Source organism: Streptomyces sp. NPDC001514 (assembly GCF_053597075.1).
In genome coordinates, this window is the sequence record NZ_JBSFHO010000059.1 from 1 (window position 1) to 20,400 (window position 20,400).

General features: G+C 68.0%; 19 protein-coding genes and 1 pseudogene. 13 read left to right on the plus strand and 7 right to left on the minus strand.

Features of this window, described 5'->3' with window-relative positions; genetic code table 11:
• Positions 1-305: 305 nt before the first annotated feature.
• Complete coding sequence (locus ACWCXB_RS35410; RefSeq protein ID WP_450728422.1) at positions 306-1,352, plus strand: zinc-binding dehydrogenase; 1,047 nt, start codon at positions 306-308, stop codon at positions 1,350-1,352.
• Positions 1,353-1,702: 350 nt separating this feature from the next.
• Here ACWCXB_RS35410 and ACWCXB_RS35415 read toward each other — a convergent pair whose 3' ends face one another.
• Positions 1,703-2,443 (minus strand): IclR family transcriptional regulator, encoded by a 741-nt coding sequence (locus ACWCXB_RS35415; RefSeq protein WP_450728424.1) that lies wholly within the window; start codon positions 2,441-2,443, stop codon positions 1,703-1,705.
• Between the two features lie 204 nt (positions 2,444-2,647).
• Here ACWCXB_RS35415 and ACWCXB_RS35420 point away from each other — a divergent pair, with 204 nt between their 5' ends.
• From ACWCXB_RS35420 to ACWCXB_RS35440, 5 genes are read left to right on the plus strand one after another with little or no spacing between them, the layout of a single operon-like run.
• Entirely contained in the window at positions 2,648-3,205 is a 558-nt protein-coding gene (locus ACWCXB_RS35420) for a 2,4'-dihydroxyacetophenone dioxygenase family protein (protein ID WP_351309014.1), read from the plus strand.
• A 17-nt stretch (positions 3,206-3,222) separates the two neighbouring features.
• Entirely contained in the window at positions 3,223-4,437 is a 1,215-nt protein-coding gene (locus ACWCXB_RS35425; protein ID WP_450728426.1) for a CaiB/BaiF CoA transferase family protein, read from the plus strand.
• Positions 4,424-4,960, plus strand: coding sequence for an FAS1-like dehydratase domain-containing protein (locus ACWCXB_RS35430; protein WP_450728428.1), 537 nt, complete (start codon positions 4,424-4,426; stop codon positions 4,958-4,960). The genes ACWCXB_RS35425 and ACWCXB_RS35430 overlap by 14 nt, the downstream gene beginning before the upstream one ends.
• The gene (locus ACWCXB_RS35435) at positions 4,960-5,406 is read left to right on the plus strand and encodes a MaoC/PaaZ C-terminal domain-containing protein (protein WP_450728430.1); all 447 of its coding nucleotides are present in this window, start codon (positions 4,960-4,962) and stop codon (positions 5,404-5,406) included. The genes ACWCXB_RS35430 and ACWCXB_RS35435 overlap by 1 nt, the downstream gene beginning before the upstream one ends.
• The gene (locus ACWCXB_RS35440) at positions 5,403-7,199 is read left to right on the plus strand and encodes an acyclic terpene utilization AtuA family protein (protein WP_450728432.1); all 1,797 of its coding nucleotides are present in this window, start codon (positions 5,403-5,405) and stop codon (positions 7,197-7,199) included. The genes ACWCXB_RS35435 and ACWCXB_RS35440 overlap by 4 nt, the downstream gene beginning before the upstream one ends.
• A 204-nt stretch (positions 7,200-7,403) precedes the next feature.
• Here the strand turns inward: ACWCXB_RS35440 and ACWCXB_RS35445 are convergent, their stop codons facing one another.
• Positions 7,404-7,871 (minus strand): MarR family winged helix-turn-helix transcriptional regulator, encoded by a 468-nt coding sequence (locus tag ACWCXB_RS35445; RefSeq protein ID WP_450728434.1) that lies wholly within the window; start codon positions 7,869-7,871, stop codon positions 7,404-7,406.
• 197 nt (positions 7,872-8,068) lie between these two features.
• On the opposite strand from ACWCXB_RS35445, the gene ACWCXB_RS35450 reads away from it, so the two are divergent.
• Positions 8,069-8,845, plus strand: a complete 777-nt coding sequence (locus ACWCXB_RS35450) for a pirin family protein (protein WP_450728436.1) — start codon at positions 8,069-8,071, stop codon at positions 8,843-8,845.
• Positions 8,846-8,994: 149 nt separating this feature from the next.
• Here ACWCXB_RS35450 and ACWCXB_RS35455 read toward each other — a convergent pair whose 3' ends face one another.
• From ACWCXB_RS35455 to ACWCXB_RS35470, 4 genes are all read right to left on the minus strand, one after another.
• Positions 8,995-9,702 (minus strand): hypothetical protein, encoded by a 708-nt coding sequence (locus ACWCXB_RS35455; RefSeq protein WP_450728438.1) that lies wholly within the window; start codon positions 9,700-9,702, stop codon positions 8,995-8,997.
• A gap of 91 nt (positions 9,703-9,793) precedes the next feature.
• A complete protein-coding gene (locus tag ACWCXB_RS35460; RefSeq protein ID WP_450728440.1) occupies positions 9,794-10,216 on the minus strand; it encodes an SsgA family sporulation/cell division regulator in 423 nt (140 codons plus the stop codon).
• A gap of 257 nt (positions 10,217-10,473) precedes the next feature.
• A complete protein-coding gene (locus ACWCXB_RS35465) occupies positions 10,474-10,905 on the minus strand; it encodes a hypothetical protein (RefSeq protein WP_450728442.1) in 432 nt (143 codons plus the stop codon).
• Positions 10,906-11,530: 625 nt separating this feature from the next.
• Positions 11,531-12,250, minus strand: a complete 720-nt coding sequence (locus ACWCXB_RS35470) for an alpha/beta fold hydrolase (RefSeq protein ID WP_450728444.1) — start codon at positions 12,248-12,250, stop codon at positions 11,531-11,533.
• 448 nt (positions 12,251-12,698) lie between these two features.
• On the opposite strand from ACWCXB_RS35470, the gene ACWCXB_RS35475 reads away from it, so the two are divergent.
• The 5 genes from ACWCXB_RS35475 (at position 12,699) to ACWCXB_RS35495 (ending at position 18,174) form a co-directional block, all read left to right on the plus strand.
• Positions 12,699-13,664, plus strand: a complete 966-nt coding sequence (locus ACWCXB_RS35475) for an alpha/beta fold hydrolase (RefSeq protein WP_450728446.1) — start codon at positions 12,699-12,701, stop codon at positions 13,662-13,664.
• 486 nt (positions 13,665-14,150) lie between these two features.
• Positions 14,151-14,369: a ferredoxin gene (locus ACWCXB_RS35480; RefSeq protein ID WP_450728448.1), complete on the plus strand. Its 219-nt coding sequence runs from the start codon at positions 14,151-14,153 to the stop codon at positions 14,367-14,369.
• Positions 14,366-15,769, plus strand: a complete 1,404-nt coding sequence (locus tag ACWCXB_RS35485) for an NAD(P)/FAD-dependent oxidoreductase (RefSeq protein WP_450728450.1) — start codon at positions 14,366-14,368, stop codon at positions 15,767-15,769. The genes ACWCXB_RS35480 and ACWCXB_RS35485 overlap by 4 nt, the downstream gene beginning before the upstream one ends.
• A 60-nt stretch (positions 15,770-15,829) precedes the next feature.
• Complete coding sequence (locus ACWCXB_RS35490; RefSeq protein ID WP_450728452.1) at positions 15,830-17,104, plus strand: cytochrome P450; 1,275 nt, start codon at positions 15,830-15,832, stop codon at positions 17,102-17,104.
• Between the two features lie 23 nt (positions 17,105-17,127).
• Positions 17,128-18,174, plus strand: coding sequence for an NAD(P)-dependent alcohol dehydrogenase (locus tag ACWCXB_RS35495; RefSeq protein ID WP_450728454.1), 1,047 nt, complete (start codon positions 17,128-17,130; stop codon positions 18,172-18,174).
• Positions 18,175-18,517: 343 nt separating this feature from the next.
• Here the strand turns inward: ACWCXB_RS35495 and ACWCXB_RS35500 are convergent.
• Positions 18,518-18,832, minus strand: a pseudogene (locus tag ACWCXB_RS35500) (glycoside hydrolase family 15 protein); the annotation flags it as partial.
• 256 nt (positions 18,833-19,088) lie between these two features.
• Here ACWCXB_RS35500 and ACWCXB_RS35505 point away from each other — a divergent pair.
• On the plus strand, positions 19,089-20,400 hold a 1,312-nt coding region (locus ACWCXB_RS35505; protein WP_450728456.1), incomplete at its 3' end, for a cytochrome P450.

Below are 20,400 nucleotides of genomic sequence, written 5' to 3' on the forward strand. Positions count from 1 at the left end.
ACATCTACGTCTGCGGTGACGGCCGCCGCATGGCACCCGCCGTGCGCGAGGCCCTCGCGGCGATCTACCGCAAGCACACCGGCAGCGACGACGAGACCGCCCAGCAGTGGCTCGCCCAGCTGGAAGCCGACGAGCGCTACCAGCAGGACGTCTTCGCCTGACCCCCCCAAACGCCGGGAGCGTGCGGCGGTCCTGACACCCCGCACCCCCCCGGCCACCACCCCCGCCCCCCACTTCCGAGGTATCACACGGCACCCATCGGCCCCAACCGCCGGGGAAAGCCCGCTCACAGAAAGCAGAGCACCATGGACACCATGCTCGCCGGACGCTTCCACCTGGACAGCAAGAAGTTCGCCGTGGAGGAGGTTCCCGTCCCCGTGCCCGGCCCCGGCGAGGTCCTCATCGAGGTCAAGGCTGCCGGCGTCTGCCTCTCGGACGTCCACCTCATCGACGGCTCCCTCGTCCCGCTGTTCGCCACCTCCGACACGGTCACCGTCGGCCACGAGGTCTCCGGTGTGATCCACACCCTCGGCCCCGACCTCAAGCGCGACCTGACCGTCGGCACCCGCGTCACCCTGGAGGCCGGCAAGACCTGCGGCCAGTGCGCGGGCTGCGTGCGCCGCCGCCCCTGCACCCAGATGCTCACCGCCGGCATCGACTACGACGGCGGCTGGGCCCAGTACACCCTCGCCCGCGAGGACACCCTCATCCCCATCCCCGACAGCCTCCCTTTCGACCAGGCCGCGATCATCCCCGACGCGGTCTCCACCCCCTACGCCGCCGTCGTCGCCACCGCGGGCGTCCGTCCCGCCCAGTCCGTCGGCATCTGGGGCGTGGGCGGAGTCGGCGCGCACAACGTCCGCGTCGCCCGCCTGGTCGGCGCCGCGCCGATCATCGCCATCGACCCGCTGCCCGGCGCCCGCGAGCGCGCCCTGGAATTCGGCGCGGATTTCGCCCTGGACCCGGCCGCCCCCGACTTCGCCGACCAGGTCCGCGCGGCCACCGCCGGACGAGGCCTCGACTTCGCCTTCGACTGCGCCGGCGTGCCCGCCGTCCGCGAGCAGGCCGCCGCCGCACTCGGCCTGGGCGGCTCCCTCATCCTGGTCGGCATCAGCCCCAGGCCCCTCACCATCACCGAGGGCCTGACCTTCAACTACCTGGGCAAGCAGGTGCGTGGTCACTACGGCGGCACCCCCGAGTCCGTCACCGAGCTGGTCCGGCTGGCCGAGGTCGGCCGTCTCGACCTGGCCCCCTCCATCACCGACCACATCCCGCTCGCCGAGGCCGCCGATGCGGTCAACCGGCTGGAGAACAAGATCGGCGACCCGATCCGCCTCATCCTCGTCCCCTGACAACTGAACAGAAAGTTCATCAAGACCACCCCGGGCAGGGGTGAGTGGGCGCCGGTGCTTGAGGGAACACCGGCGCCCACGGTCTTGTGTGAACGGTCAGTCCACAAGGGTCTTGGTGAGCGCGGAGCCGACAGGGGTGTTGGCCGCGTGGATGAGGGTGCGGCGGGCGGCGTACCCGAAGCGGTGGGCGGGCATGAAGAGGTGCCGCACGCGCGGGGCTCCCTCTGGTGGCGGGTGACGAACGGGCGCAGCCGTTGCTCCCACACGCCGAGGGCGGCGGGCAGGCGGTCGTGTTCGGCGAGCAGCCGGCACCGGAGGGCGACAGCCGGGCCGCTCGCCGGCGCGGGGGATCAGGCGTGGTTGAGCCCGTACCGGGGGCCGAGAACGGCGACTGCCTTCTTGAGCTCCTCGCCGAGGTCGTCGAGACGATCCGCTTCTGCGGGGTCGACGGCGGCGCTGATCGCCGCTATCGGACTGCCGTCGGATGCCAGCAGGGGCGTGGCCACGGCAAAGGCGTCCTTGAACGTGACTCCGCGGTTGAAGGCGAGTCGGCGGGAGCGGATCTCGGGGAGCTCGGCGAGGAACTGCCGGACCTCTCCTGCCTGTTCCGCACCGGCCAGCTCCAGGAGCCGGTACATCTCGTCGTCGGGGACGCCGGCGAGCAGAGTCTTGCCGGCCGCGGTCGTGAAGAGGGGGCGACGGGCGTGGGTGCGCGCGACGAAAGTCAGGCTGGGCGACTCCTGACCGGCATGGTCGGCGTAGACGAGGGCGTCGCCGACGCGCACCCCGACGAGGACGGTGCAGCGGAGGACCTTGCTCAACTCGGCCAGGAACTGGTGATCGAGAGACAACGCGGCCAGCTTGTTCGCGCGAGCGGCGAGGATGAAGGGCCCTGGCCCGAGGTGGAACCGGCGGTCGTCCTCGATGAGGTAGCCGCGGGCGAGAAGTCCGTTGGTCAGCTCCTGAACGGAGCTCTTCGCCGCGTCCAGGGCGGCTGCCAGCTCGGCCAGCGTCACTCCCCGCGGACTCAGGGCCACGGCTTCGAGGATCCCGATCACTCGGTCGACCGTGCGATGCGGGCGGACGGGCATGCGGCTGATGGTAGCACCGCACCGTCCGCCAAAAGTCCGTGCACGCGTCTTGTCAGGGAGGCGTGGGTCACCGTAGCGTGCCTGACATCATCCGGAAATCCGGTTCATCGTACGTAAATACGTACGCTCTCTCCCTGTACCCCTACGTACCACCTCGCACGTCGCATGTCCGGAAGGTCCTCACTCGCAACGAAAGGCCCGAACATGACCGCACCAGTGTCTCCCACGGTGATCAGCACGTACGGCGGCCGCGCTCCGCTGCCGCTCGTCTCTCTGCCGCAGGGTGAGCTTCTGACCGTCAACATCGACCAGATCCCGCTGTTCAAGGATCTTGTCGCCCCCGGCATTCACATCCAGACGCTGCGCCTGGACCCCGAGCGCGGAGAGTGGGTTTTCCTGTCCACCTTGGCGCCCGGTGTCGAGCTGCCGATCCACTACCACACCGGTACGGCTCAGGTGTGGACGATCCAGGGCCGCTGGCTGTACCGCGAGTACCCCGACCAGCCGCAGACGGCGGGCTCCTACCTGTACGAGCCCGGCGGCTCGGTGCACACCTTCTACACCCCCGAGGACAACACCGAGGACACCGTTGCCCTGGCCTGGATCGAGGGTGCGCAGGTCAGCTTCAACGAGGACGGCACCTTCCACTCGGTCATGGACGCGGTGACCCTCCAGCACCTGACCGAGACCGCTGCGGCGGCGCAGGGCACTGGACCGGTCGGCTACATCCACGGCGGCGCCGCCGGCGTGATCAAGTCCTGATCGGCAGGGGAGCAGCCATGCGACCGGCGTTCGACGGCATCCGGGTCCTGGAACTGGGCCAGATCTACAACGGCCCCTACTGCGGGCTCCTGCTCGCACAACTGGGCGCCGACGTCATCAAGGTCGAGCCACCCGGCGGTGAGCCACTGCGCTTCCGCTCGCACGAGCCGATCGAGTCCCACGAGTTCGTGATGCTCAACTCCCACAAGCGGAGTGTGGTGCTCGACCTGAAGACCGACGCCGGTCGCCAGGCGCTGCTCGACCTGGTCGAGACCGCCGACGTGCTCATCGAGAACTACGCGCCGGGCACGATGGAGCGCCTCCAGCTCAGCCCGGCGCGGCTCCTCGAACACAACCCGCGTCTGGTCGTGGCCTCCGGCAAGGGCTACGGGTCCACCGGCCCCTACGCCCACATGTCGGCCATGGACATCACCGTGCAGGCGATGTCCGGCAGCGCCTCGGCCACCGGTGAGGCCGACGGGCCGCCGACCAAGGCCGGCGCCGCGTTCGTGGACTTCTCCGGCGGCATCCACCTGTTCGGGGCGATCAGCGCGGCCCTGTTCCAGCGCGAGCGCACGGGACGGGGGCAGATCGTCGAGGTCTCGATGCACGACACCGTCTACCCGATGCTGGCATCCAGCTTGGGCGGCCTGCACAACAACCCCGGCCGAGAGCTCCCCGAGCGCACCGGGAACCGGCATACGGGCATGGCGATCGCGCCGTACAACATCTACGAGGCCAGCGACGGATGGCTGGCGATCATCTGCATCGCCGAGCGGCACTGGCGCGGCGTGGCAACCGCACTGGGCCGGCCCGAGCTGATCGACGACCCCAGGTTCCGCACGCAGAAGGACCGGGTCGCCAACATCGACGCGGTCGACGAGCAGGTCTCTTCCCGCACCAGGGCCCGGACGCGTGCCGAGCTGGTGCGGGACCTGCAGGCCGCCGGTGTGCCCTGCGCGCCGGTCAAGTCGATCCGCGAGGTCGACTCCGACGAGCACCTGATCCAGCGCGGCATGATCCAGTACGTCGAGCACCCGGCCAGGGGCCGGGTGCCGGTTGCGGGATGCCCTCTGAGGCTCAGCGACTCGCCGGTGGGCCCGCTGCGGGCCGCCCCGCCGCTGGGCGAGTCGACGCGGGAGGTTCTCGCGGAGCTTGCCGGCCACGCGGATGCCGGCGGCGAAGCCGGCACCCAGATCAATGGTGAGGATCCCAGGCATGTTCACACCTGAACCCGGTACTCCGCTGGCGGAGTACTACGACCAGACCCAGCCGCGGACCGGAGCCGTCCTCTCGCGCCGGAGCCTCGGCACGCTGGACGCGGTGACCATCGGCCGCTACGCACTGACCATCGGCGCCGCGGACCCGGTCCACTACGACGCCGCGGTCGCACGTTCGGCCGGGTACGCGGATGTCGTGGCGCCACCGAACATGCTCGCCGCGATCGTGGAGTGGGGCATCGGCACTCCCGAGGCCCAGCTCCAGCCCGACGGAACCCCCCTCAGCGGTGACATACCCCTCGGTGACGGCCTGCGCGTGATGGGGGCCGGTGAGGAGATGGAGCTGGTCAGTCCCCTGACCGCGGGCACGGAGGTCATGCTCGAAACCACCCTCGAGGCGGTCACTCCCAAGCAGACCCGCGCCGGCACCTGCGTGTTCGTCACCACCCTCAACACGTTCACGTCCGCTCAGGGTGCCGTCCTCAACCGCAACCGGCGCACCGTCGTACTGCGCAACCCCTTGCAGGAGTCGTAGTGTCCATCAACTACCAGGTCGGGGACACACTCCCACGGCTCAAGCACACGGCCACGGCCTTTCAGCTGTTCCGCTACAGCGCGGTCACCTGGAACCCCCACCGCATCCACTTCGACGAGCCCTACGCACACGAGGAGGGCCACGGCGGTCTCGTGGTCCACTCCCACCTGCGAGCGGCGCTTGCCCTGCGCTGTGTCACCGAGGCTCTCGGCCCCAAGTGGCGCGTGACGAAGGTCGCCTACCGCCTGCGCAAGCCCGTCTGTGCGCCCGCCAACCTGGCCTACACCGCGCGGGTGACCCACATCGAGGGCGACAGCATGACCCTTGAGCTCGCCGAGGAGCACCCCTCCGGCGAGGTGGGGTTCGAAGGGACGGTACGGGTCAACAGGACCGGGGGCGAGAACACCGGCGGTCTTCGTCCCTCGACATCGGAAGAGTCAGCATGACATCAGCATCAGGACGGGGGCAGCGCCCCCTCCGCGTCGGGAACTGCTCCGGCTTCTACGGCGACCGCGCCTCGGCCATGGCCGACATGGCCCGCGCGGGCGGCATCGATGTCCTCACCGGTGACTACCTCGCCGAGGTCACGATGCTGATCCTCGGCAAGGCGCGCGCCAAGGACAGCACGAAGGGCTTTGCGACCACCTTCCTGCAGCACCTCGACGCGGCGCTCGAGCACCTCGTCGCCAACCGGATCAGGCTCGTCGTCAACGCCGGAGGACTCAACCCCGCCGGGCTGGCCGCCGCGACGCGTGAACTGATCGCACGCCACGGTCACGACCTGCGGGTCTCCCACATCGAAGGCGACGACGTCTTCGGCAGCCTCGACGGTCTGCGGCAAGCGGGCCATTGCCTGCCGCACCTGACGAGTGGTCAGCCGCTGTCGGACTGGCCGCACCAGCCGCTGACGGCCAACGCCTACCTCGGCGGCTTCGGCATCGCGCGCGCCCTCCACAACGGCGCCGACATCGTCGTGACGGGCCGCGTCACCGACGCCTCCCTGGTCGTCGGTCCCGCCGCCTGGTGGTGGGGTTGGACGCCTGACGACCACGACGCCCTCGCCGGCGCGGTCGCCGCCGGACACGTCATCGAGTGCGGGCCTCAGGCGACCGGCGGCAACTTCTCCGGGTTCCGTTCCGTCCCCGACCTCGTGGAGCCGGGGTTCCCGATCGCCGAGATCGCCGTCGACGGCTCCTCGGTGATCACCAAGAACCCGGGCACCGGCGGCGTGATCACCCAGGACACGGTCACCGCCCAACTGCTCTACGAGATCGGTGAACCCGCGTATCTCAACCCCGACGTGACCGCCCACCTGGACACCGCGACGCTGACAGACCTCGGCGAGGACCGCGTCGGGATCCGCGGCGTGCGAGGCACGGCGCCGTCCAGGACGACCAAGGTCGCGATCACAGGGGTGGGAGGCTGGACGAACAGCGCGATCCTCGCGCTCACCGGCACGGACCTCGACGCGAAGGCCGCCCTCGTGGAGCGATTCGTCCACCGCTACGCCGAGGCCGCCCGCGGGCTCGACGCGGTCGCCGTCGAGCGCATCGGGCGGGCCCAGCCCGATCCCGACACCCAGAACGCGGGAACCGAGCTGCTCAGGATCACCGTGCAGGGGACGCAGCAGGCCGCCGGGCGCGCCTTCGCGTCGCGCGTGGTCGAGCTGGCCCTGTCCAGCTACCCCGGGCTGTACTCCCTCGGCCCTCCGCAACCGGGGTCCGCATTCGGTGTCTACTGGCCCGCACTGCTCGACCAGCGGATGCTCCAGCACACGGTCCACCACTACGACGGCACGGCCGAGATCATCGCCCCCGGCAACCCGGACGGCGCCGGTGGCGAGGTAATGCCGCAGGCCGAGCCGGCGCTCGCGCCATCGGTGCCTGCGCCGCGGGCAGATGAACTCGTCGTCGCCCCACTCGGTGAGATCGTGCACGCCCGCTCCGGCGACAAGGGCGGCGACGCGAATCTCGGCGTCTGGGTACGCGACCGTGCGGCATGGGACTGGCTCAGGTCCACCCTCACCGTCGACGAACTGCGACGCCTTCTTCCCGAAACACGCGCACTGGAGATCTCGCGCCACGAACTCCCCAACCTGGGCGCGGTCAACTTCCTCATTCGAGGGCTGCTCGGGACCGGCGCCACCTCGACACTGCGGCTGGACTCGCAGGCCAAAGCACTCGGCGAATGGCTGCGCTCACGGAGCATCAAGGTGCCGCGATCTCTGGTGCGATCCTGACGACGCCATGACCCACGACAGGCCTCACAGTTGGACGGGCGCGGCACGCCTGGTCCTCGATCAGGCGTGCCCTGCCGACGCTTGCTCGGCCTCGGTGCGGACACCCGCGCGGCGGGGTCTCGCCGCTGACCCGGTCGAGGGCGGGCGAGCACGGCGGGCGTATTGCGGTCCTGTCCGCCCGTCAGCACGTAACCCGTCGCAGAGTCAGCCGCCGACAGCCGGGTGATCCGTGTGCAGATGGTCAAGGATGACGCTGGAGATCTCGGCGAGATGGTCGATCTGCTCTGCTGTGAGACGGTCGATGACCAGGCGCCGCACCTCCTGGGCATGGCTGGGGGCTGCTTCTTCCAAGGCTGTGCGTCCTTCTGGCGTGAGCGCCGCATACATGGCGCGTGACGCGCCGCTCTGGCGCTCCACCAGGCCGCGCTTGCACATGCGGGTGAGCTGGTGGTGGAGGCGGCTCTTCTCCCAGCCCAGCTCATCGCTGAGCTCATAGGCACGCAAGCGCCCGCCCGGTGCTTCCGACAGGGCGACGAGTACCGAGTAATCAGCGTTTGACAGGCCGCTGCCCGCCTGGAGCTGCTGCTCGATACGTGACCGCAGAATCTCCTGCATCTGGATGAACGCCCGCCAGGCGCGCAGTTCGCGCTCGCTCAATCCCTGCCACTCCATGGCCCCATCATACCTTTGAGTTGACATGTCTACTCGAGTACTGTGAGGTGACACATCAACTCGATGGTGGTTCTGAAGGGACGTAGGTCATGGAAGCCCTGCAAGGCGCAGCGGAGCGTAGCGTCGTCCGCGTCGAGAGGAAGATGCATTTCGGAGGGGACACGCAGGTCGACGACAGGAACGTGGTCATCACTCCCATGAGGCCGGAACTTACGGATCCGTTCCTGCTGCTGAGCGAGGACTGGTTCTCCTCACCGGGTTTCGAATGGCATCCCCACCGCGGTCTCGAGACGGTCACACTGGTCCTCGACGGCGTCCTGGAGCACGGTGACAACATCGGTCATGTCGGCGCGCTGACCACTGGAGACGTGCAGTGGATGACCGCAGGGCGCGGAATCATCCATCGCGAGCTCGCCTTCCGCAACGAACGGGCGCACATCCTGCAGCTGTGGGTGAACCTGCCGGGCGAGATGAAGATGGTCGACACCCGTTACCAGGACCTGCTGGCCGACCGTCGACCCGTCATCGAGACGGACGGCGCCCGCATCGACCTCATTTCGGGCGAGGCCGGCGGCGTCCGAGGCCCCGCACTGAACAACTGGCCCATCTCCGGAGCGGTGATCACCCTTGAGCCCGGCCGACGCCTGGATCATCTGCTGCCCGGCCGGGATCGTGCCTTCGTCTACGTCCTGTCCGGCAGGGTGACGGTCGCCGGGCGTCCCGTGCGGGCAGGGGAGATCGCCTGGTCCGACCCCCTTCCCCAGGCTTCGCTCTCGACCATCGCGCTTGAGACCGCCGACGGCGACGAGCACAGCGTGGTCATGGTCTACAGCGGTGAGCCGATCGGTCAGCCGGTCACGATGGGGGGCCCGTTCGTCATGAACAGCGCGAGCGAAATCGAGCAGGCCTTCCGCGACTTCCACAGCGGCGGGTTCGGCGACATCCCGAACCAGGCCCGCCTGCAGTTCCGCTGACATCGGGGTACCCGGCACCCCGGTCTTCCCAGACGTGACCCGGCGGCGCCCTCCTGTTGAGGGCGAACCAGCAGGATCGGCGGCTCCGGCGGCAGCGGGCGGGTGCCGACACGGTGCGCTTTGGCCGGGCTCAGCACCATCCTCACGACCTACAGGTCCCTATCGGCGTTGCCCTCGTCGTTCCAATAGTCTCGCCGCTTGGTCTCGCTCTTGGCGGAAGCGTCCTTCTTCTGCCCCTCCAACAGCTCCAGGAGCGCAGCGTCTGCCTTTTTCTCGTCTTCCTTCGTCAGTTCGAGAGGCGCGTTGTGGCAGACGGCGTACCGGTCGGGATGAACGATGTTGGTGGTCCTCAAGGTGAACGTCAGAAGCGAGCGCCACCCCTTGCGGTGGCCAACCCTCACTTGGATTCGGACCTTGTAGTCACGGGCCTCCGGAACGAACCCGGAAAACGGTGCCTCGAACTCGATGAAGAGTCGTTGCGCTTCTCTGCCGGCCACGATGAATCCCGCCGGCAACTCCGGTTCCTCGTCCGGCCCGGGTTGGAGACGGGATGGTGAAGCCGTCCACAGGAGTGGCAGATGAGAGGCGGGCTCATCAGGGAAGGTCAGCCTGAGATCCTGCACGACTATCGGCTTGGCACCGGTGTTGTGAAGGACGAGCGGAATCCGCAGGCGAACCATGGAGCCGTGGACAATCGCCGCAAAGGAATGAGGCTCCCACGACTCGAGGCGCCCCTGTCTGGCGTTGAGCCACCAGAACGAGGCGACGGTGAAGAGCAATGCGCAGATCGACAGCAAGCCCGCACCCGAAATCGATGAGGACGCATTCTGATCAGCAACGGCCATCACGAAAAGCACAAATTCACCTCAGGGTGGGCACGCATCAGGGATCGGTGAGGCGGGGGCCTCGAGCGACCCGGCCTCTTGATGAGTGGCAGCTGGGCCGACTTCATCCTTCGGCGAGGAAGTGCGCCAGCGAAGCATCCAAGTCGATGTGCCCGAGCTCGGCTCCCCTGGGCACCAGGGTCTCCGTTCCCTGCAGGAACGTCTTGATTTCGTGCGTCCGGACTTTGAGCAAGGCCGCACCAGCCGGCGGGTTGAGAAGGATGTACGAGTCGCAGCGGTCAGGTCCGTCGGCTGGCCATACGCGTATGTCCCCCTCGCCGACGGGGCCTTCCAGCCCGTCGATCAGAAGATCTCGTCCAATGATCCATTCCACCGTCTCGTCGCTGTCGGCAGTGGTGAATGCGGCATGGACGACATAGGGATCACGGGGCTCGTACCGCAGCCTCATGCTTACAGGCAAGGACATCTCATGCGCAACGACAAGTTGCACATACAGCCCCTGAATCACGGTTCTCAACGACTTCATTGGTCTTTACTCCTGCTGCCTCGAGTCATACCGGGAGGGCCATCGGAAGGGCCTGTCAAGGAGGCCTGAACAGAGAAGTGGGTACTACGGGGACCGGTGTCGGACGGCAGGAGAACGCTCACAGGAGCTACATCTCCTGCCGTCGCGCCCGGCCGTCAGCAGCAGGCGAAGCCACCACTGACGGCCGGGAGCATCACAGGGATGCGACCAACGTCGGTTGCCGGATCACGGCGACCTTCGTATCAGCGACCGGAGCTCTACCGGTCGTGGTGGTGGCTAGCCTTGTCGCGGTCCCGGCGGTCGTCGTTGTGACCGTCCCGGCGGTCGTGGTCACGGTCCCGGTCGTCGTCGTTGTGACCGTCCCGGCGGTCGTGGTCACGGTCCCGGTCGTCGTCGTTGTGACCGTCCCAGCGGTCGTGGTCGCGGTCCCGGTCGTCGTCGTCACAGTCCCAGCGGTCGTCGTCGTAACGGACCCAACGGCCTTCGCCCCAACGGCCGTCGTCACGGCCCCAGCGGTCGTCGTCGCCGCCCCAGCGGTGGTCGTTGGCCTCGACATCGGCGGCGGGGCGCTGGACGTGCGCTGACGTCGACGTCGCAGCCGACGCAGTACCCCCGGCACCAAGAACGGCTCCGCCGGCCACCGCCAGGGAGGCGATGGCGACAGACACGCGCTTCGCGAGGTAACTCACAAGTTTCTCCTTCTATTCAAAGCAATCCGTCAGTGCGACGGACGCTAAGATCACTAGTGCAATTCACTGGGATTGTTCGATGCAGCGGCGCGGAACGCTCTCCTTAATGAGCGTCAGCCGGCTCTGCACAGCGCCACCGGGCGCGAGAGAGGTTGCCGATGCGGCAACACCCTCAGATTCCATACAATGTACGAAACCTCCCTTCAGTAATGCCCTGCGTTGTATGGAAAATCGATGGGGGCGCCGCCAGTCAGGGAGAGGCTCACCTCTCGCTCGTGATGGCGGCGACGCGGCGCAGGAACCCGGGCGTCGCACCGGAAGCCGACGCCCCGCGTGGCGAACTGGATCACCGACTGGGACCTGCGCAGTGTCCGAGAACGGCCGTCACGGAACACCGAGGCACCACACGCAATCAACGAAGTCGAGATCTTCTTGATTGCGAACGTTGCTCATGAGCAGTGCAGGCTGAGGCCGCCATCCTCGAAGGCTGGTGGATGGCGCCCGGCATGAGGGGCAGGCGACGCCGACGTGCCCGGCACGTCAACGAGGCCCGCTCGGCCGCAATCACCGCGCCCATGCCGCATCGGAGAAAACGCGCTCATCACGCCGGGAAGACAACGGCTCCTCAGGCATTCCAGTGCGCCTCAAGGGCTGCGGCGACCTCGGCCGGCTTCTGGATCAACGTCCAGTGGCTGCAGTCGAGTTTGACGACCCGGGACGCTCGCACAGCTTGGCCGAGTTCATCGGCGAACGCGATCGGACAGGCCGGGTCGAGCGTCCCCCAGAGGACCAGGGACGGCGCGGACACGTTCGCCAGTTCCGGTTCCCACTCTGCGCCCACCGTCACGGCGGAGCGGTACAGCTTGAGGATGCTGTCCCTCATCGACCCGTCCACGCGACGGACCATTTCCTCGGCCACGTCAGCCGGAACATCGAGTTTGCTCAGGTCCTTGGCGAAGGACGCTGGGTCAAGCTCGTTCATGAACCGGTCCCCCTCGACCGGGTCCTGCCAGATCTTGGCCAGCGGATGCCAGTCGTACCGAGCACTGACCGGAGCGCTACTGCCGGCCCACGTACGAACCAGGTCCGGCCGTATCGAAGCGACGCGCGCGGTGAGAATGCAGCCCCAGTCATGGCCGACCAGGTCCACCGGCTCGCCGACTTGCTCCAGCCGATCGATGAGCCAATCGACGTACTCCTCTTTGGTGGAGCCGAAGCCCTGCGGCCGCGGTGCGCCGAAGCCGGGCAGGTCCCAGGCCGCGACGTCACTTCGGCTCAGGTGCCGGCACACGCCGTCCCACACGCGGTGGGTGTCGGGGACGCCGTGGATCAGAACTGCAGGCATGGACGAGCTCCTCCGTAGGACAAAAGCCTCATACATGAGATTTTTATCATTATTACGCCCTTTGGTCCAGAAGTGCGAATAGCGGCCTTGGAGCCGGTATGTCCCAGCCTGCGGCCGGTGGGTGTGGTGCGGACGAGAAGGGCAGACGGCACCCTTCGGTGGTGTGCCATGAATCGGTGGTGCCCGGCGAGCCCCCGTAGGGCCGCTTGGGCATCGAGAGCGCCGGCGACTGGGCGCTTGCCGGCGGCGCCGGCCCTTCCGCTGCCGGCCGGGTCACCGCCTGATCGTGGGAATGCGATGCCTGCCCGGGCGTGGCGGTGCGCGTCAAGGCGGTGCGCGTCAAGCTGAGCAACGGCCCCGCGACCACGGCGGGCGATCACTCGGCTGTCGGTGTGACCCGTGAGTAGCGTGGGTTACGGACCAACCCACCTGGAAGGGGTGTGTGACCATGGTCGAGCACCGCACCGTCACGGTTGGAGGGCGTCGGCTGCACATCGCGGAGGAGGGTGAAGGACCCCTGGTTCTCCTGCTCCACGGCTTTCCCGAATGCTGGTACAACTGGCGCCACCAGTTCACGCCCCTGGCCGGGGCCGGATACCACGTCGTCGCCGTTGACCAGCGCGGTTACGCCCGCAGCGACCGGCCCGCCGCGGTTGAGGAATACACCATCCTGCACCTCGTCGGCGACGCCATCGGCCTGATCCGCGAACTCGGCGCACAGCAGGCCGTGGTCATCGGCCACGACCTGGGCGGCATGGTCGCCTGGTCCACCGCGCTGATGCGGCCCGACGTCGTCCGGGGGGTCGTGGGCCTCAGCGTCCCGCCGCCGCAGCGCGGTCCGGTTCCTCCGCTGCAGGCGATGCGCGAGCTGTTCGGCGGCCAGTTCTACTGGAACTACTTCCAGACCCCCGGCGTCGCGGACGCCGAGCTCGCGAAGGACCCGCACGCCACCTTCCGTCGCGTGATGTACGGCCTCTGCGGCGACAACCCGCACAGCGACCCGCCGGTCGAGCCGCTCGTCCCATCGGGCAAGGGATTCCTGGACCTCTTCGAGGACCCCGAGGAACTTCCCGCCTGGCTCACCGAGGCCGACATCGACACACTCGCGACGGAGTTCACCGAAGCCGGGTTCACCAGCGCCCTCAACTGGTACCGCAACTTCGACCGCAATTGGCAGCTGACCGCCCCATGGGAGGGCGCGCAGTACCGGATGCCCAGCCGCTACATCACCGGCGATCGGGACCTGGTCTACGGGTTCCCGGGGATGGACCAACTCCTCCCCGCCCTGCCCACGCTCCACCCGACCGTCGGACCGGCGCACATCCTGCCCGGCTGCGGCCACTGGATCGCCGAGGAACGCCCCGGCGAGGTGAATGCGGCGCTCCTGGAATTCCTCGGCGCCCTGAACACCTGACGATCAGTCGGCTGCGGTCGAAGTCGGCACGCCTTTTGGCAGCTGTCCGCGGGAGCGGCGGGCGGCGTGATCAGCGGCTTCAGCCAGCTCGGTCGGCCGGGGCCGTATTGTCTCCACAAACGCTCATGATCACGGTGGCCGCTTCCATGCGGGCAGGCACTCCGGAAGCCCCCCGGACCTGCACGAACCGGTCAGTGATCAAGAACGACAACTGCCCTGAGAGATGTCTCCCGAATCAGCGGATTTGCGGTCGTCGGAAGACGGGGCGAGCCTTTTCTTAAGGCGGAATGGCCGGGGCAAACCTTGATGCCGACGCCATTGGATGTGTACCGCGACCTTCGGACCGTGACGCTCACCGGCGGTAAGCGTCACCGCGAAGGTACCGCCGCGGCGAAGAAGATCGAACATACGGGTGCTCAGCCGGTGGCGTCGGTGGGGGCGACGGGTGGCTGTCCAGCTGGGCGGCAGATCGGAAGGAGTCTGCCCATGCGGATCGCCGTGGACCTGAATCGGTGCCAGGGATACGCACAATGCGTGTATTTGGCGCGCGAGGTCTTCAGACTGACTGGCCCGGAGGCCCTCACCTACGAGCCGAACCCCGAGGACGAGCGGCGCCTGCAGGTCGAGCGAGCCGCTGCGGCGTGTCCGGTGCAGGCGATCGTGATCGACCGCTTGGACGGCGCGGAGGGGAGCGCGACGTCATGACCGTGCCGGCAACGGTCGCAGAGCTGGTGCGCCAGTTCAGGGCCAACGGCCGGATCGTCATCGTCGGTGCGTCCCTGGCCGGACTGCGGGCCGCCGAAGCCCTGCGTGAGGAGGGCTTCACCGGGTCTCTGACCATCATCGGGGACGAGCCGTACGAGCCCTACGACCGTCCCCCGCTGTCCAAGCAGGTGCTCAAAGGCTGGGTGCCGGCCGACCACACGAAGCTGCCCCGCCTGCGAGAAGTGAATGCGCAGTGGCGGCTCGGGGTGGCCGCCACCGGGTTGGACCGGGCCGCCAAGCAGGTGCGCCTGGCCGACGGCGAGCAGATCCCGTACGACCGGTTGCTGATCGCCACCGGCACCCGGGCGCGTCAGTGGCCGAACCCGGACGAGGCCGCCCTGGACGGGGTCTACACGCTGCGCTCGCGTGATGATGCCGCACAGCTGCAAAAGGCGCTGGCCGCGCCGCCGTCGCGGGTCATGGTCATCGGGGCCGGGTTCATCGGCTCGGAAGTGGCCTCCGTCTGCCGGGAACTCGATCTCCCGGTGACCGTCGTCGAGCGGGGCTCGGCGCCGCTGGTCGGCGCGCTCGGCGGGGTGATCGGTGAGATCGCCGCGGAGATGCAGCGCGACCACGGCGTGGACCTGCGCTGCGGGCTGGGCGTGTCGTCACTGGAGGGCGACTCCGGCGGACACGTGCGGCGTGCTCATCTCTCGGACGGAACCACCATCGACGCCGACGTGGTGGTGGCCTCGCTGGGGTCGATCCGCAATGTGGAATGGCTGGAGGGCGCCGGGCTGGCGTCCGGTTTCTGGGGCGTCGGCTGCGACGCCGGCGGTCGCGCCTTCGACGTCAACGGCGTGATCACCGACAGCATCTACGTGGCAGGGGACGTGGCGCGCGCGCCCCACGTGCTGTACGAGTACCAGTTCCTCGCGATGGAGCACTGGGACAATGCCGTTCTCGGCGCCGAGGTCGCGGCCCACAACATGGTGAACCTCGAGCCCAACTATCGCCCGCATCTGTTGCTGCCCGGCTTCTGGTCCGGTCAGTTCGGCGTCAACATCAAGTCCGTCGGCGTGCCGCCTTTCGGCGACGAGATCGTCTTCACGCAAGGGTCCGTCAAGGAGCGCCACTTTGCCGCCGCCTACGGTCGCCGGGGCCGCATCGTCGCCGCCGTCGCCTTCGATCACGGCAAGTGGCTGGAGTACTACGGGAAGCTGATCGAGCAATCGGGTCCGTTCCCGCCTCCGCCGCCGGGCTGGGACCAGCCCCCCGACATGAAGCCGATCCCGGCCGAGTTCCCGCAACCCGGCGTCCCGACGGCGGTCCCCGACGTCGTCCTGACCGGCCACGACCCGAGCGAGCGGAGGGCCGAGTTCCGGTCTCGCCCTCGTTGACGCGCCCGCCGGATGGGCGTCCAAGCGGACAGCATCGACAGGAAGAAGGAGGGGAGCCTCGTGGTCGAGGAAACCCCCTGGCAGCAGGCCCTCCGCTACGCCAACCGCGCCAATCCGTACCCGTTCTACGAGGAACTCCGCAGGACACCGGTGGCGCGGCAGCCGGACGGCACCTACGTCGTCAGTACCTACCAAGAGATCGTCGCGCTGCTGCACGACCCCCGGGTCAGTTCGGATCCCAGGAAGCTCCCCGTCCCGGTTGCGGCCCCGGCCGAAGGCTCGGCGGAGGCGGAGGCCGAGCCGATCACGGAGGCGGTCATCTCTTTGGAGCCGAACATCATCACCCAGGATCCACCCGAGCACGATCGAGATCGCCGGATGATGACGCCGCATTTCGTCGGCCCGCCCCATTCCCCTCACCTGATCTCCGACCTGGAACCCGAGATCCGCCGCATCGTGGACGGCCTTCTGGACAACATGCAGGGCAAGACCCGGATCGATGCCGTCGACGAGTTCGCCTACCCCCTGCCGGTGAGCGTGATCTGCAAGGTCCTGGGCGTGCCACTGGAAGACGAGTCACGCTTCCACAGCTGGATCGAGACGGCCCTGGACGCTTTGGATTTCGGCCCCGAGGCTGCCTCCGAGGAGATGCAGAGCCGACTGGCCGGGGGTCGCCAGGCCGTGGAGGAGTTCGGGCAGTTCGCAGCCGAGTTGCTCGACCGGTACGCCCAGCAGCCCGGCCCGGGCATGCTCTCGGCGATGGTGCACGAGGACGGCGCGGAGGGAGGCATGTCCAAGGGCGTGCTCGTGAGCAATGCCTTGCTCCTGATCTTCGCCGGGCATGAAACCACGGTCAATCTCATCGCCCACAGCGTGCTCACCCTGCTGCGGCACCCCGACGCGCTCGAGAAGCTGCGCCGCCGGCCCGAGCTGATCGTGCCCGGGGTCGAGGAGTTGCTGCGCTTCGAGTCGTCGGTCCAGTTCTGGCACACCCGCTCCGCCGTGGAAGACATCGACATCGCAGGCACCACCATCCCGAAGGGTGCGCCGATCTTCCTGGCATACGGCTCGGCGAACCGCGACCCGAAGCGGTTCGCCAACCCCGACGAGCTTGACCTCGAACGGCGGGACAACCAGCACCTCGGGTTCAGCCAGGGCATCCACTTCTGCTTCGGCGCTCCGCTCGCGCGGCTCGAGGTCCAGGTCGCGGTCGGCGAGTTCGTCCGCCGGGTGGAAAACCCCCGGCTCGTAGAGGACCCACCGCCGTACCGCCACAACCAGATTTTCCGCGGCCCGCGCCACGTCCTGGTCGACATCGACGGGATCCGCGACTGAATCGACGTGCACAAAGGATCGCTATGCGGGCTTTTCAACTGGTCGGATGGCAGCAACCGCCCGAGCTGCGCGAGGTGCCGGTGCCCGAGCCCGGGCCGGGGCAGGTCCTGGTGAAGGTCGGGGGTGCCGGTGCGTGCCACTCAGATCTGCACATCATGGAGGCACCCGGACCACCACCCGGGTTCGACACGGAACTGCCCTTCACGCTCGGCCATGAGAATGCGGGATGGGTGGAGAGGCTGGGACCTGGTGTCACCGGGTTCGCGCCCGGAGACCCTGTCATGGTCTACGGTCCCTGGGGCTGTGGGGTGTGCGCCAACTGCCGGGAAGGCCGGGAGAACTACTGCCAGAAGGTCAGTGGTCAGGGCGGGGGCCTGGGAGGCGGTCACGACGGCGGAATGGCTGAGTACCTGCTGGTCCCGGCGGCGCGATTCCTGATTCCGCTGGGCACCCTCGACCCCCGCCAGGCCGCCCCGCTCAGCGACGCGGGGCTGACCAGCTATCACGCCGTCAAGCGATCGCTGCACCTGCTGGGGCCGGGCTCGACCGCGGTGGTGATCGGGGTGGGCGGTCTGGGCCAGATGGCCATCCAGATGGTGCGAGCGCTCAGCACGGCGACGACCGTCGTCGCCGTGGACACCGATGCCGGCAAGCTGGGAACCGCCAAGGGCATGGGCGCGGACGAGGTGCTGCTCTCGGGCGAGGAGGCGGTCACGCGCATCAAGGACATGACGGGGCAGCAGGGCGCTCAGCTCGTGCTGGACATGGTCGGCATAGACCCGACTCTGCGGATGGCTGCTCAGGTGGCCAGGGTGCTCGGCCACCTGACCATCGTCGGTCTCGGCGGCGGAGCCCTGCCAGTCAACTTCTCGAGCCCGCCGCACGAGTGCTCGGTCGCCTGCCCCTACTGGGGCTCCCTTCCCGAACTGATGGAAGTGATCACCCTCGCCCAGCAGCAAAAGATCAAGATGCTGGTCGAGCACTTCCCCTTGGAACGCGCCAACGAGGCATACCAGCTCCTGCACGACGGCAAGATCCAAGGACGCGCCGTCATCACCCCCCACCCGTGAGTACCGTCATCAACGCGACCGTGCTGGTGCCGTAGGCCGTAACTGTCGGAGGAACAGATTCCTGGGTCCCTGTGTCCCCGCGGGTTTCACAGTTGGACGGGCAGGTGGCGCGGCCCGCGCAGCATGGCGCTCTGCCGGTGGGGGCCGAGTCCTGGACCAGGCGTGCCGTGCCGAGGCAGGGGATCAGCGCGCCGAGTGCAATATGGGCCTCGATACGGGGGAGCGGTCCGGACAACGGTCCGCATCTTCACCACTTCCTCCGTTGTCTCACCCCCTCTTCCCGCATTAGGGCGGAACGGGAGGCTCGCACGGCGACTGATCGAGGAACGCCGCCGGTCGGCTGTCAGCCCAGTGCGCGGTCGAGGTTGAAGGCGGCGCTGATGAGGGCGAGGTGGGCGAACGCCTGGGGGAAATTGCCCAGTTGCTCTCCGATGTGGCTGATCTCCTCGGCGTACAGGCCGAGATGGTTGGCGTAGGTGAGCATCTTCTCGAAGGCCAGGCGGGCTTCGTCCAGGTGTCCGGCGCGGGTGAGGGCCTCGACGTACCAGAAGGAGCAGATGGAGAAGGTGCCTTCGTCGCCTTCCAGGCCGTCGGGGCTTGCCTCGGGGTCGTAGCGCCAGACCAGGGAGTCGGAGACCAGTTCGTTGCCGAGGGCGTCTGCGGCCCTGGTGGGCACCGATGCTCGATGAGCCGCAGAGCCATGGCGTAGATGCCGTGCTTGGTGAGCGGTACGTCCCTCTTCCTGGTCCCCCGGGGGTCTCCCCTTTGCGTTTCCATACGCCGTACGGTACAACGGGAGAAACGATTCCGTACGACGTACGGAAACGTGGAGATGCCGCTGCACCAGCGGCGTTCCCACGTAACCCGACCGGTGCCCTTGCCCCTCCCCTCTCTCCGCACAAAGGAGCAAGTCCATGACCACGCAACCCGTGAGCGACCGCCGTGCCACGTCCCCGGGCGGCATCCCGATCCTCGGCGAAACGCCGCAGATCCCCGACACCAACCCGGTCGCGTACTTCGGTGAGCTGTCCAAGCAGTTCCCCGAGGGCATCTTCAGCATGGACATCGCCGGCCAGGAGAACGTCTTCGTCTACGACCCGGACCTGGTCACCGAGGTCTGCGACGAGACCCGTTTCGGGAAGCCGATCTTCGCGCCGCTGAGCCATGTCCGGGACTACACCGGCGCGGGCCTGTTCACGGCCCACGACGATGAGGAGGTCTGGGGCATGGCGCACCGGATCCTCATGCCGGCCTTCAGCCAGCGGGCGATGAAGGGCTACTTCGGGCAGATGCTGGAGATCGCCCAGAACCTGGTGGGCAAGTGGGAGCGCAGGGAGGGTCGGCCGGTCAACATCACCGACGACTACACCCGGCTGACCCTGGACACCATCGCCCTGTCGGGGTTCGGCTACCGGTTCGACTCCTTCGAGAAGGAAAAGCTGCACCCCTTCCTCCAGGCGCTGCTGGAGTCGCTGGTGGAGTCGATGCGGCGCTCGCAGGAACTGCCAAGCATGACCGCGCTCCGCAAGGACGACGACAAGAAGTACAGCGAGAACATCCAGCTGATGCGTGACCTGGTCGAGAGTGTGATCAAGGAGCGCCGTCAGGGCAAGAGCAGCGGTGAGGACGACCTTCTGGGTCTGATGCTGCAGGCCACCGACCCGGAGACCGGCAAGCTGCTGGACGACGACAACGTCCGTGACCAGGTGGTGACGTTCCTGATCGCCGGTCACGAGACCACCAGTGGTCTGCTGTCGTTCGCCACGTACTCGCTGATGCGCAACCCGCACGTGCTGGCGCAGGCCTACGCCGAGGTGGACCGGCTGCTGCCCGGTGACACCGTGCCGGACTACGACACGATCATGAAGATGGATGTGATCCCGCGGATCCTGGAGGAGACCCTGCGCCTGTGGGCTCCCATTCCGCAGATCATGAAGGCGCCCCTGGAGGACACCGTCATCGGCGGCCGCTACGAACTGAAGCAGGGGACGAAGACGAACCTGCTGATGGGACCGCTGCACACCCACGCCAAGGCGTGGGACCGGCCCGACGAGTTCGACATCAACCGGTGGCTGCCGGAGAACCGAGCCAAGCACCACCCGCACGCCTACAAGCCGTTCGGTAACGGCCGGCGTGCCTGCATCGGCCGGCAGTTCGCGCTCACCGAGGCCCGTCTGGCCCTCGCACTGGTGCTGCAGAAGTTCAAGTTCGCCGACATGAGCGACT

Coding starts and splice junctions, on each gene's coding strand:
- ACWCXB_RS35410 (WP_450728422.1), top strand. CDS start 306: ATGGACACCATGCTCGCCGGACGCTTCCACCTGGACAGCAAGAAGTTC.
- ACWCXB_RS35415 (WP_450728424.1), bottom strand. CDS start 2,443: ATGCCCGTCCGCCCGCATCGCACGGTCGACCGAGTGATCGGGATCCTC.
- ACWCXB_RS35485 (WP_450728450.1), top strand. CDS start 14,366: ATGACCGTGCCGGCAACGGTCGCAGAGCTGGTGCGCCAGTTCAGGGCC.
- ACWCXB_RS35440 (WP_450728432.1), top strand. CDS start 5,403: ATGACATCAGCATCAGGACGGGGGCAGCGCCCCCTCCGCGTCGGGAAC.
- ACWCXB_RS35475 (WP_450728446.1), top strand. CDS start 12,699: ATGGTCGAGCACCGCACCGTCACGGTTGGAGGGCGTCGGCTGCACATC.
- ACWCXB_RS35480 (WP_450728448.1), top strand. CDS start 14,151: ATGCGGATCGCCGTGGACCTGAATCGGTGCCAGGGATACGCACAATGC.
- ACWCXB_RS35425 (WP_450728426.1), top strand. CDS start 3,223: ATGCGACCGGCGTTCGACGGCATCCGGGTCCTGGAACTGGGCCAGATC.
- ACWCXB_RS35445 (WP_450728434.1), bottom strand. CDS start 7,871: ATGGAGTGGCAGGGATTGAGCGAGCGCGAACTGCGCGCCTGGCGGGCG.
- ACWCXB_RS35450 (WP_450728436.1), top strand. CDS start 8,069: ATGAGGCCGGAACTTACGGATCCGTTCCTGCTGCTGAGCGAGGACTGG.
- ACWCXB_RS35430 (WP_450728428.1), top strand. CDS start 4,424: ATGTTCACACCTGAACCCGGTACTCCGCTGGCGGAGTACTACGACCAG.
- ACWCXB_RS35420 (WP_351309014.1), top strand. CDS start 2,648: ATGACCGCACCAGTGTCTCCCACGGTGATCAGCACGTACGGCGGCCGC.
- ACWCXB_RS35470 (WP_450728444.1), bottom strand. CDS start 12,250: ATGCCTGCAGTTCTGATCCACGGCGTCCCCGACACCCACCGCGTGTGG.
- ACWCXB_RS35495 (WP_450728454.1), top strand. CDS start 17,128: ATGCGGGCTTTTCAACTGGTCGGATGGCAGCAACCGCCCGAGCTGCGC.
- ACWCXB_RS35460 (WP_450728440.1), bottom strand. CDS start 10,216: ATGAAGTCGTTGAGAACCGTGATTCAGGGGCTGTATGTGCAACTTGTC.